Genomic DNA, 12,090 nt, shown 5'->3' with positions numbered 1-12,090 from the left:
ACGTGGCGGATTGGTGAACCATCGCAACCCGGCTGACAAGACCGGACGGCGCGGCACGCCGTCGCGCCGCATCTCCCGGGTTGCACAGGCGCGCGGTTGGGCCTAAGCGGAGGCGATCAACGAGAACGCTCATGCCCATCCGCCTGAAAAAGCTGATCGGAACTTTCCTGCTGGTGGCGCTGGTCATCATCTATGCGCTGGTCGCGTCGATCATAGCGGTCGCGCAGCTGTCGCAATCCAGCCCGCTGGTGCACTTCCTGTTCTTCCTGTTCAGCGGCCTGTTCTGGGTGCTGCCGGCGATGGGCATCATCAAATGGCTGATCCTGGAGCCGCCGCCGAAAGGCTGAAGCGCCCGACCCAGGTTAGATGGTGACGACCATTTTGCCGGCATTGGCCAGCGGCGTCGTCACGCCCGACAACATCGTGCGGATATGGGCGACGCTCTGGTAGCGGCCGTTGATCGAAATGCGCGGCAGCGCGTGCAGGAAGCCGGCGTGCTCGGCGTGCAGCACGCCGTGGCGAGTGGTCACCGCCGAGGCGTAGCCGGCGTCGCGGGCAAAGCCCACTTCGCGGCAGCCGACAGCGCTGGCGTAACCATAGGGGTAAGCGAGATGATGGGGGTCTTCGCCGAGCTGCGCCTGCAGTTGGCGCCTGACGTCGACGATCTCATGGCGCGCATCGGCTTCGTCGAGCCGCTTCAGATTCCGGTGGTTGACCGTATGCGCGCCGATCGTCACCAGCCTGTGCCCGGCCACGGCGCGGATATCGTCCCAGGTCATCAGCGTGCTTGGGCGCAAGCCATCGAGGTCGATGCCGTTCGAGTGCGCCAGATCGCGCAGCACGGCGCGCTGATCCTCCTCGCGCACCTCGAGCGTCAGATAGGCATGCAGACGCGCATTGGCGTGGAGTTTCTTGCCGTGGGTCGAGCAGTCTATGGTCACCGGCCCCTTCGGCGTCGCCAGCGTCAAACGCTCCCGCGCGTTGACGATATCCTCGACCACGTCCCACCATAAATCGGCGCTGCCGTCGATCAGACCCGGCGCGACATAGATGGTGATCGGCGCGTCGTGCTTTTCGAGCACTGGCAGCGCTTCGGTCATGTTGTCGCGATAGGCGTCGTCGGCGGTGATGGTGGCGAACTGGCCGTCCTTGCCGCCGGCCTTGATGCGCTCGATCGCCTCGTCGAGGGTGACGAAGGCATAGCCCCTCGACTTCATGTCGGCGACGAGAGCGTCGAGGAATCGCGGGGCGATGTTGAGGTGGCGGTTAACGCCGTCCGGCTTCTCCGGCGTGGCGGTGACCCGATGCAACATGAGGATGGCGCCAATGCCGCCGACAAACGGCTTGGCCAGCGGTGCAAGGCCGGTAAAGCGGGCGATATTAAGCGCCAGTTTCCGAACTGCCTCACCACCGTCGATCATTCATTCACCTTTTGCGCCTAGGCTCGATCCAAGCACGGAACGCGCCGACGCGAACTCCTGATCGCGACGAATACGCCTTAAGGATTGAGGTATGGTTGACGCCACCGCGTCATTTGACGGCAATCGGCTCGCCGCAAGCAAGGCGTCTGCGCGCACGCCGGCTGCCGACCAGACCAGTCTGTCGGTGTCGATCGCAGATGCTGCCGCGCTCGCCTCTTACGGCGAATTCTGCCGTTCGGCGCTGTTTGCGCCGGCGCAAAGCGCGGCCTGGGTTCGTGCCTGGACGGCGCAGGCCAATCCCGATGCCGTCATTGCCACGCTGACAATCGAGGACAGGCCGGTCTTTGCACTGGCACTGGAAATCACGCGAACTGGTCCATTCCGCGTCGCCCGCTTCATGGGCGGGCGCCATGCCAACGGCAATTTCGCCGCCGCCGATCCGGCATGGCTGGCAAAGGCTGATGCCGGGGGGATCCGCAGGCTGGTGACGGCGATCGGCAAGGCGCGTCCCGATATCGATCTCGTTGCCTTGGAAAGGCTTCTGCCCGACCTCGATGGCGTTGCCAATCCGCTGGTGGCGTTCTCCAACTTTCCGAGCCCAAACCTGTCGCTCGCCGTCAATCTCGACGGTGGTTTCGATGCGCTGCTGTCGCGTGTGGGCGGCAAGCGCAAGCGCAAGAAGCACCGTTCGCAGACACGCAAATTCGAGGCGGTCGGCGTTCATCGCCGCATCGAGGCGCAGACACCCGAAGACGTGAACCGGCTGCTCGACGCTTTCTTCGAGATGAAGGAGTTCCGTTTCGCCAAGATGGGCATCGCCAATGTCTTCGGCGAGCCGGAGGTGCGGGCTTTCTTCCGTGCCCTCTTCGCCGGCGCGCTGGCCGAGGAGAAACCGGCCTTTGTGCTGCATGGGCTCGAAGTGGCTGGCAAGCTGCGCGCAATCACCGGCTCGAGCCGCTCGGGCAAACGCCTGATCTGCGAATTCGGCGCCATCGCCGAGGACGATCTCGGCCACACCAGCCCCGGCGATTTCCTTTTCTTCGACATCATCGAGGAAGCCTGCCAAACAGGCTTCGATGTCTATGATTTCTCGGTCGGCGACGAGCCCTACAAGCGGCTCTGGTGCGATATCGAGACCCAGCATTTCGAGGTGCTGGCGCCCCTGACGCTGAAGGGACGCGCCCTGGCGTCGGCGCTGCGGCAGGGCGCACGGGCGAAAGCCTTCATCAAGAACAACCCGACGGTCTGGAAGCTGACCAAGATGCTGCGCCGCAAGGCCGCCGGACAGGCAGCGCCCGCTCCCACGGACGACGAAAACTAGCGTTCAGAAATTCAGCGCTTCGCGGAGCGCCGGGCCGGCCCTGACCCGCAGGTCGAGATCCGCCTCGATGTGGTCGATATGGTGCAGCATCAGCCGGCTCACCAACCCGCAATCGCCGCTCTCCAGCGCGCCGACCATTTCCGTGTGCTCACTGTGCCCGCAGGCCGACACGCCGGATCGTCCGTAAAGGGCGATCACCAGAGACGAACGCGCCACCAGCTCCTCCATGAAGCGCTGCAGGATGGCATTGCCGGCGACGGAGGCGAGCAGCAGATGGAAATCGCCCGACGCCTTGATTTCGGAGCGCCGGGCGGTTGGGCCGCGCTCGGCGATGAAGCGGCCTTCCTCGTCGAGCTGCGCGCGGAACGCAGCGATATCGGTGGCTGTGACCCGCCCACAGGCGGCAATGGCTATGCCCGGCTCGATCAGCCGGCGCGATGCGAACACCTGGCGCGCTTCCTCGGGCGAAGGGTTGGCGACGAAGGCGCCACGGTTGCGCTCGGTACGCACCAGCCCCTCGAAGGACAGCATCTGCAGCGCCGCGCGCGCGACGGTGCGCGAGACGTCGAACAGCGTGCCGACCTCGCCTTCCGACAGCTTGGTGCCGGGCGTCAGCCGACGGTCGACGATGGCGTCCCGCAGATTGTCGCGAATCGCCTGGGCGCGATCCTGGTTGGCGCTGTCGGCGGAATGGATCTGATCGGCAATGTTCATGGCGATGATGGTTCCCAGCCTCTTCTAGCGCAACTCGTCGCCTGCGCACGAGAGGCAAAGTGGACACGAAGCCAAAAAAGATTGCATACGATTCTTGTGCAGATCGCGCACAATCGCCCATAATTTGTGCAATGCACAAAATAGCCTACCGGCTAGGCAGTGGGGAAGAACCCCGATTTCACTGACGATTCAAACGCTTGGGCCGATTGCCGCCGATTGGCACGCATAATGCATTGGTTAATGCGACCAAACGGGGAAGCCTGAATGTCCAAAGCCGCCCAGATCGACATCGTGTCCGTTTCGAAAGTGTACGGAACGACGACTGCCGTCGAGGCCATCAGCCTGAAGATACCGGCAGGCACCTATTGCTGCCTGCTTGGCCCCTCCGGCTGCGGCAAGACCTCGACGCTGCGCATGATCGCCGGCCACGAAAGCATTTCGTCGGGCGATGTCCGCCTCGGCAACATTGTCGTCACCGACTTGCCGCCGGCAAAGCGTGGCACGGCGATGATGTTCCAGTCCTATGCGCTGTTTCCGCATCTCGACCTTGTCGACAATGTCGCCTTCAGCCTGAAGATGAAGGGCGTCGACAAGGAGCAGCGCCGTGCCAAGGCGCTCGACATGCTCAAGCTGATGCAGATGGAGGCCTATGCGCCGCGCCGGCCGGCGCAGCTTTCCGGCGGCCAGCAGCAGCGTGTTGCACTCGCCCGCGCTCTGATCACCGATCCCGAGGCGCTGCTGCTCGACGAGCCGCTGTCGGCACTCGACCCGTTCCTGAAGATACGCATGCGCGCCGAGCTGAAGAAATTGCAGACCTCGCTTGGCATCACTTTCGTCCACGTCACCCACAGCCAGGAAGAAGCCATGGCCTTGGCGGACCTGATCGTGGTGATGAATGACGGCCGCATCGAACAGGCGGCGCCGCCGCGAGATGTGTTCGAAAGGCCGGCCACCGCCTTCGTCGCGCGCTTCATGGGCGACCACAATGTCATCTCCGGCCGGGTCACCGGCGCGCGCGACGGCATGGTCGTCTTCGACGTCGATGGTGGCGCCTCGCTCGCCGCCCGCGGGCAAGGCCGGGAGGCGGGCCAGGAGGTGGGCACGCCGATCGACATTGCCATCCGCACCGACCATGTGCGCATCGGCGAAGCACCCTCTCCCGGCCTCGGCTTCACCGGCATCGTCTCCAACATCGAATATCGCGGCGCCACGGTGAAGCTGTCGGTCACCGGCGGCGGCATCGACGATTTCACCGTTATCATCGACGATTCCGACTTCTTCGCCAAACCCGTCGCCCTTGGCGACGCCGTACCGCTCGCCTGGGATTCCGAGGACGCCATCGTCCTCGGCCGCCTTCATTCATGAATTCAACGAAGCAAAACAAAAACAGGGAAATAGGAATGACAAAAACAGTAGAAACAAAGACCGGAATTTCGCGCCGTTCGTTGCTAAAGACAGGTGCGGCCGCCGTCGGCCTCGCCGCAGGCTCGGGCGCCATTACAGGCTTCCCGACCATCTGGGCGCAGTCCAACATCACGCTGCGCCAGTTCGGCACCGGCGTGTCGAACCTGAACGCGATCGCCGACAAGTGCAAGGCCGACCTCGGCATCACGCTGGAAATGACGGCGACCGATTCGGACGCGGCCGCCCAGCGCGCCGTGACCCAGCCCGACAGCTATGACATCGCCGACATCGAATACTGGATCTGCAAGAAGGTGTTCCCGAGCGGCGTGCTGCAGCCGATGGATGTCAGTAAGCTTAAATACTACGACGAACTGGTGCCGTTGTTCAAAACCGGCAAGCTGACGCCCGACAGCATCATTGCCCAGGGCACCGCGCCGCACACGGTCGGCTATGTCGAAGCGCAGGACTCAAAGACCTTCGCCAAGGCGCCGACCAAGTGGTTCACCATGGTGCCGACGATCTACAACGCCGATACGCTAGGCATCCGGCCCGACCTCGTCGGCCGCGACATCACCACCTGGGCCGACATCATGGACCCGGCCTTCAAGGGCAAGACCGCGATCCTCAACATCCCGTCCATCGGCATCATGGATGCGGCCATGATCATGGAGGCCACAGGCAACATCAAATATGCCGACAAGGGCAACATGACCAAGGAAGAGATCGACAAGACGATCGACTTCCTCATCAAGGCCAAGCAGGCCGGCCAGTTCCGCGCCTTCTGGAAGTCGTTCGACGAGAGCGTCAACCTGATGGCATCGGGCGAAGTGGTCATCCAGTCTATGTGGTCGCCGGCCGTCGCTGCCGTGCGCTCCAAAGGCATCGCATGCCGCTTCCAGCCGCTCAAGGAGGGCTATCGCTCATGGGGCGGCGGCCTTGGCCTTGCCGCCCATCTCAAGGGCGCCGAGCTCGACGCCGCCTACGAATACATCAACTGGTATACGTCGGGCTGGGTCGGCGGCTATCTCAACCGCCAGGGCTACTATTCCGCCAATATGGTCTCGGCCAAGAAGTTCATGTCCGAGGACGAATGGGGCTACTGGATCGAAGGCAAGCCGGCCAAGGGCGAGATCAAGGCGCCGGACGGCACCGTCATGGAAAAGGCCGGCGCCGTGCGCGACGGCGGCTCGTTCGAAGAGCGTATGGGCAAAGTCGCCTGCTGGAACTCGGTCATGGACGAGGACCGCTACATGGTGAAGCGCTGGAACGAATTCATCGCGGCGTAAGCTAGCGGGTCAACGGGACATGCCTCATTCCTTCGCGCCCCCCTCTGTCCTGCCGGACATCTCCCCCTCAAGGGGGGAGATTGGATATCGCTTTGGTTTTCGCCAATCTCCAACTTCATGGAAAGAGGCGTCGAGGCAGAAGCTGCCGATCTCCCCCCTTGAGGGGGAGATGTCCGGTAGGACAGAGGGGGGCGCGAAGGATCACAGCCAAGGAAATCTTCTCATCCCGGTGCGAAGGTGTTCCGCATGACCGTGGTTCTCGAACGACCCGCAATCACCGCCGCCAGCCCGATGAGACGCCGGCGCTTCTCCATCAGTGCCGTCACGCCCTACCTCCAATCGGCGCCGCTGGCGGTCATCCTCGGTGCGTTCCTGCTCTTGCCAATCATCATGATCGTCGTCGTCTCCTTCTGGGACTACGACTTCGCCGCCATGTATCCGGATTTCCTGACGACGAACTATTCCGACGTGCTGGGATCATGGGTCACCTGGAAGACCTATCTCAACACCATCAAATTCGCTGCCATCGTCTGGGCTCTGACCTTGTTCATCGGCTTCTGGGTCGCCTATTTCCTCGCCTTCCATATCCGCACCACCGCCATGCAGATGGTGCTGTTCCTTGTCTGCACGGTGCCGTTCCTGACCTCCAACATCATCCGCATGATCTCGTGGATCCCGGTGCTTGGCCGCAACGGGTTGATCAACTCGACGCTGGTGCAATTGGGGCTGGTGCCAAAACCCATCGAATGGCTGCTCTATTCGGAATTCGCCGTGGTGCTGGCCATGGTGCATCTCTACACGCTGTTCATGGTAACGCCGATCTTCAACACGTTGATGCGCATCGACCGCTCGCTGGTCGAGGCCGCGCGCGATGCCGGCGCGTCCGGCTGGCAGGTCTTGTGGAACGTCGTCATCCCGCTGGCCAAGCCCGGCATGGCGATCGGCACCATCTTCGTCGTCACGCTGGTGATGGCCGATTTCTCCACTGTGCAGGTGATGTCGGGCGGCCAGAGCGCGTCGGTCGCACTGATGATGAAGAACCAGATGTCGCTGCTGCAGTTTCCCGCAGCCGCCGCCAATGCCGTAGTGTTGCTGGTGTTGGTACTGTTGATGGTCGCGGGCATCCTGCGCATCGTCGACATCCGCAAGGAGCTTTGAGGTGAGCCACGAAAAACGCACCCTCGAATTCTATGTGCTTGCGGTCTTCTTCACTCTGTTCGTGCTGTTCCTCTACGGCCCGCTGTCGGCGATCCTGATCCTTTCTTTCCAAGGCGAGACCGGCGGCCTCACCTTCCCGCTCAATGGCGTGTCGCTGCACTGGTTCGCCAATCTGTTCGAGCGCCAGGCGGTCGGCGATTTCGGCGGCAGCTTCAAGCGCTCGCTCGTGCTCGGCCTTATGGTGATGATCGTCACCGTCGTCGTGTCGCTGCTGGCAGGGCTCGCTTTCCGGCAAAAATTTCGTGGCGCCACCGCTTTGTTCTACCTGGCGGTCGCCAGCCTCGTAGTACCCTCGATCATCATTTCGCTCGGCATCGGCGTCGTCTTCCAGCAGGTCGGCTTCCGCCCAGCCTGGTACACATCGGCCTTCGGCGCGCACCTGACCTGGACCTTGCCCTTCGGCGTGCTCATCATGTTCGCCGTCTTCAACCGCTTCTCGCCCGCCTATGAGGAAGCCGCGCGTGACCTGGGCGCCAACTCCTGGCAGACCTTCGCCCATGTCGTGCTGCCGATGATCGCGCCGAGCCTGATCGGCGTCGGCCTGTTCGGCTTCACGCTGTCCTATGACGAGTTCGCCCGCACGCTGATGACGTCGGGCACCTTCAACACGCTGCCGCTCGAGATCTACGGCATGACCACCAATGTCACGACGCCGGTGCTCTACGCGCTGGGCACGGTGACCACCGTGTTCTCCTTCCTGGTGATCCTGGCCACACTGGGCGCCATCCTCTATGTTGGCCGCAGGCGGGCCAGGGTTTGATTGTGCAGATACTGGTGGTGAACCCCAACACGACGGCGAGCATGACCGAGACGATCGCGGCGGCGGCGCGCGGCGTTGCCGGCGCCGGGACCGAGGTGATCGCGGTCACCTCATCGATGGGCCCGGCCTCGATCGAGGGCTATTATGACGAGGCATTGGCCGTGCCCGGCCTTTTGATGGAGATCGCCGCCGGCGAACGTGCCGGGGCTCAGGCCGCCATCATCGCCTGCTTCGACGATACCGGCCTGGATGCGGCACGCGCCATGGCCTCCATTCCGGTCATCGGCATCTGCGAGGCCGCACTCAGTGTCGCCTCCTACATTGCCCAGCGCTTCACAGTGGTGACGACCACCGAACGCTCGCGTGTCCCTGTCGAGGGGCTGGTGCAGCGCTATGGCATGGCCGGGCGTGCCCGCGTGCGCGCCGCCGACATTCCCGTACTCTCGCTTGAAGACGCTGCTTCCGGCGCTGTCGAGAAACTGCGCGCCGAGATCGCCCGCGCCATAGCGGAAGACCGCGCCGAGGCCATCGTGCTCGGCTGCGCCGGCATGGCCGACCTGGCACACCGGTTGCAGCAAGAGTTCGACCTGCCCGTCATCGACGGCGTCGGCGCCGCCCTCAAACAGGCCGAGGCGCTGATCGCATTGGGCCTGTCGACCTCGAAGCGCGGCTCCTATGCCAGTCCGCTGGCCAAGCCCTATCGCGGCGTGCTGAAATCCTTCTCGCCGGGGGTGGTCGCCGCGGAGTGAACGCTATGAAGCCTACCGTCCGCGCATTGTCTCCGCCGGAACTGACCGTTCTCATCGACTGGGCGGCGGCTGAAGGCTGGAACCCTGGCCTTGATGATGCCGCCGCGTTCCGGCCAACCGATCCTGAAGGGTTCATCGGCGCTTTTGTCGACAACGAGATGACCGCCGCCATCTCGGCTGTCGCCTATGGCGGCAACTTCGGTTTCATCGGTCTCTACATCTGCCGACCAGACATGCGCGGCAAAGGCCATGGCAAAGCAGTCTGGAATGCGGGCATGGCCAGGCTGGCCGGCCGAACGGTCGGCCTCGACGGGGTCGCCGCGCAGCTGGCGAATTATCGCCGCACGGGATTCAGCTCGGCGTACGAAACCATCCGCTTCAGCGGCCGTATCGCGACCCCGCCCGTCCGAAGCGAAGGGGTGCGCATGATAACCACGCAACTCGTGCCCGACATCATCGCCTATGACGCCCGCTGTTTCCCCGCGCCTCGACGAGCCTTCCTGCACCGCTGGGCGCAGCCGCCGCATTGCGGGTTCGCCGCGATCAGTTCACTCGGCACCATAGGCTACGCCGTGGCTCGTCCCTGCCGTTCGGGTTACAAGATCGGCCCGCTGTTTGCCGACGACACCGAGACGGCGATGCAGCTCATGGGCAGTCTGGCTGCCGCATGCGAAGGTGGCGACCTGCATATCGACGTTCCTGCCGAAAATTTCGATTTCACCACGGCGCTTTCAGCAATTGGTTTCAGGCCGACCTTCACCACCACGCGCATGTACAAGGGCCCGCCTCCGAAGGTCGACTCGCGCCGAATATTTGGCGTGACGACCCTGGAGTTGGGGTAGATCCCGGCGCCGACTGACAGGCTTGGTTTTTCGGGAGCCGGCGGGCGATGGACGAGCCGATCCGTAGTAGCGCCGCCTAAGTCGAATTGTCTGATGTCTCAGGCGGCGCTACGTCGTCCCGGCACGGGGTTACCCGGCGTCTCGTGGCCGATCGGCGTCACCAGAGTGAGGTCGGGATAGCCGCTTTCGATCAGCTCGACGGCGGCCTGCGCCACCTCATCGTCCGCCTGCAGCATGGACATGAAGACCTCAGTGCTGTCGCCGACCAGTCGGCTGATGCCTTGCGCATCGGCCGGTCCGCATTCGACAATGACCAGATCATAGGCGGTGGTCAGCGACTGCATGATGATCGGCAGCCGGTCGGCGGCGCGCATGGCGCGAACCGGATCGGCGGTGCCGACGGGAACGACATGGCAGTCGGAATAGAGGTCAGCGTGAATGACGTCGCTGAACTGCGCTTCCGAAGCCAGCAGATTGGTGATGCCGGGGAAAAGTCCGCTGTCCAGCATCGGCCGCGAGGCGGCACCTGACGCCGTGAGATCGAGCAGCAGCACACGCAGGCCAGCGTCGGAGACTTCGCGCGCTACCAGCACTGCCGATGCAGCCGCCTCATCGCCTTCGGGCGACACGAAGATGGCGCGCGCAGCACCGCTGGCGATCAGCTTTTCCGCCGCCTTCTCGACATCGATCTCGCCAAGGCTGGAGCGTACCCGCTCGGGTTCGGATTGCGGTTCTGGATCGGCAGCCGCTGCTCCTTCCAGCACTGAAGGAGCCGGCTCGGGCTCTGGCACCAGTTCAGACTCCACGGTCGTCGGCTGATCGTCCACTTCCACGACCTCAGGAGCCGGTTCCGGGTGGACGACCGGCGCCGACATTGCCGACATCGCAACCTGCTCGATACGCTCGAAGCGCGCCCCTGGGGCCGGACGCATGGCGCGGCCGGAAAACAGCTCCTGCAGCAGCGTGATGACCGACATCAGCAGCAGCGAGCCGACTAAGGCGGCGCCGACGATCGGCACGAGCTTGGGGAAATAGGGTTCCGACGGCACGCGCGCCTCGGAAAACACGCTGGCATCGACCGGCAGGTAATTCTTGCGCGAGGACACTTCGCGGAAGCTCGCCATATAGGATTCAAGCTGCTGGCGCCGGACGTTCGCCTCGCGCTGCAGCGCATCCAGCTGGACCTGCTCCTCGCCGGCCCGCGACGACGCCGCTTTCAGCTTGTTGACGTCCGATATCAGCTGGTTTTCGCGCGCCTGGGCGGTCTGCGCCTGCGTCAGCAACCCGCGCATGATTTTTTGCGCTTCGTTGCGGATCTGGCCGTCGAGATCGGCAAGCTGCGACCTCATCGCCCGCAGGCGGGGATGGTTGTCGAGCAAGGTGGTGGAAAGATCGGCGATGTTGGTTCTGAGCTCGATCTGACGCTCACGCAGCCGCTGGATCAGATCGGAAGACAGCACTTCGGGTACAGCGTCCAGCGAACCGCCATTCTGCAAAGCCTGGCGCACCCTTTCGGCCGTCGCCTCGGCCGAAGCGCGGCTGGCGCGCACACGCGACAGTTCGGTCGATAGCTCGGACAATTGCTGTGTCGCCAGCACCGAATTGTTGCCGCCCATCAACAGGTCCGACTGGGCGGAACGGAAGGCCGCGACCTTGGCCTCTGCATCCCTGACCTGCTTCTGCAGATCGTCGATTTCCGGCCCGAGGAAGGCGGTCGCGGCGGCGTTCGACTTGGTCTTGGCGTCCGCCTGATAGGCCAGGTAGGCCTTGGCGATGGCGTTCGGAATGTCAGCGGCAAGCTGGGGATCTTCAGAGGAAAATTCGACGGCGATGACGCGGGTCTTTTCCACGCCATAAACATTGAGCTTGTCGCGCATCTTCGTCAGCACGCGCTCTTCGAGCGGAATTTCTTCCGGATCGCTCTTCAGCCCGGCAATGACCAGGAGCCGGGTGACCGGCGACATGCCGAGCGCATAGTTGAACTCGGGCTTGTCGCCCAGCTTAAGGTCGGCAGCCACCTGCTTGAGAATGTCGGACGAGGAAATGACCTGAACCTCGGTTGCTACACCTTCCGCATCGAGCACAGGTTTGTCGTCTTCATTGGTGCCGGCAGGCCGCGTATAGGCCGATTCGCTCAACTGGATTTTCAGCTGCGTCGTGGCCTTATAATGCGGCGTGGCAAGCCACGCGAACGCGAAGGCGAGACCAGTGACGAGAAGCGTGATCACAAGAATGCGCAGCCAGTTCCGCGCCAGGCTGGCGAAGAGCTGTCTCAGGTCGACATCGACATCTGCGGCCGCGGACTGGTCGGACATGCATTCCTGCTCCGGACATGAGGCTAGATGGTAGCGTAAACAACTATGGTAACTCAGCCG

Annotated in this window: 11 protein-coding genes; 8 read left to right on the top strand and 3 right to left on the bottom strand. The window is 63.4% G+C overall.

What is annotated here, in order from left to right; genetic code table 11:
* The first annotated feature begins 131 nt into the window (after positions 1-131).
* The gene (locus X733_RS145220) at positions 132-347 is read left to right on the top strand and encodes a DUF2842 domain-containing protein (protein WP_023669401.1); all 216 of its coding nucleotides are present in this window, start codon (positions 132-134) and stop codon (positions 345-347) included.
* A 15-nt stretch (positions 348-362) separates the two neighbouring features.
* On the opposite strand, the gene X733_RS145225 is transcribed toward X733_RS145220, so the two are convergent.
* Positions 363-1,421: a polysaccharide deacetylase family protein gene (locus X733_RS145225; protein WP_023819359.1), complete on the bottom strand. Its 1,059-nt coding sequence runs from the start codon at positions 1,419-1,421 to the stop codon at positions 363-365.
* 91 nt (positions 1,422-1,512) lie between these two features.
* Between X733_RS145225 and X733_RS145230 the strand changes: the two genes are divergently transcribed.
* Positions 1,513-2,742 carry a GNAT family N-acetyltransferase gene (locus tag X733_RS145230; RefSeq protein ID WP_023819358.1) on the top strand — a complete coding sequence of 410 codons (1,230 nt, stop codon included), beginning with the start codon at positions 1,513-1,515 and terminating at the stop codon, positions 2,740-2,742.
* 3 nt (positions 2,743-2,745) lie between these two features.
* On the opposite strand, the gene X733_RS145235 is transcribed toward X733_RS145230, so the two are convergent.
* Positions 2,746-3,456, bottom strand: a complete 711-nt coding sequence (locus tag X733_RS145235; RefSeq protein ID WP_023669398.1) for a GntR family transcriptional regulator — start codon at positions 3,454-3,456, stop codon at positions 2,746-2,748.
* Between the two features lie 264 nt (positions 3,457-3,720).
* On the opposite strand from X733_RS145235, the gene X733_RS145240 reads away from it, so the two are divergent.
* From X733_RS145240 to X733_RS145265, 6 genes are all read left to right on the top strand, one after another.
* Entirely contained in the window at positions 3,721-4,821 is a 1,101-nt protein-coding gene (locus tag X733_RS145240; protein ID WP_023819357.1) for an ABC transporter ATP-binding protein, read from the top strand.
* Between the two features lie 35 nt (positions 4,822-4,856).
* Complete coding sequence (locus tag X733_RS145245; protein WP_023689479.1) at positions 4,857-6,146, top strand: PotD/PotF family extracellular solute-binding protein; 1,290 nt, start codon at positions 4,857-4,859, stop codon at positions 6,144-6,146.
* A gap of 246 nt (positions 6,147-6,392) precedes the next feature.
* Positions 6,393-7,304: an ABC transporter permease gene (locus X733_RS145250; protein ID WP_023819356.1), complete on the top strand. Its 912-nt coding sequence runs from the start codon at positions 6,393-6,395 to the stop codon at positions 7,302-7,304.
* Position 7,305: 1 nt separating this feature from the next.
* The gene (locus X733_RS145255) at positions 7,306-8,124 is read left to right on the top strand and encodes an ABC transporter permease (protein WP_023669394.1); all 819 of its coding nucleotides are present in this window, start codon (positions 7,306-7,308) and stop codon (positions 8,122-8,124) included.
* Between the two features lie 2 nt (positions 8,125-8,126).
* The gene (locus tag X733_RS145260; RefSeq protein WP_023669393.1) at positions 8,127-8,873 is read left to right on the top strand and encodes an aspartate/glutamate racemase family protein; all 747 of its coding nucleotides are present in this window, start codon (positions 8,127-8,129) and stop codon (positions 8,871-8,873) included.
* A 5-nt stretch (positions 8,874-8,878) separates the two neighbouring features.
* Positions 8,879-9,715 carry a GNAT family N-acetyltransferase gene (locus tag X733_RS145265; RefSeq protein WP_023700527.1) on the top strand — a complete coding sequence of 279 codons (837 nt, stop codon included), beginning with the start codon at positions 8,879-8,881 and terminating at the stop codon, positions 9,713-9,715.
* A gap of 98 nt (positions 9,716-9,813) precedes the next feature.
* On the opposite strand, the gene X733_RS145270 is transcribed toward X733_RS145265, so the two are convergent.
* A complete protein-coding gene (locus X733_RS145270; RefSeq protein ID WP_023819355.1) occupies positions 9,814-12,030 on the bottom strand; it encodes an exopolysaccharide transport family protein in 2,217 nt (738 codons plus the stop codon).
* Between the last annotated feature and the right edge of the window lie 60 nt (positions 12,031-12,090).

The organism is Mesorhizobium sp. L2C066B000, assembly GCF_000502335.1.
GTDB lineage: Bacteria > Pseudomonadota > Alphaproteobacteria > Rhizobiales > Rhizobiaceae > Mesorhizobium.
The sequence above is the reverse complement of the archived record's forward strand: the minus strand, read 5'-3'. Positions and strand labels throughout refer to the sequence as shown.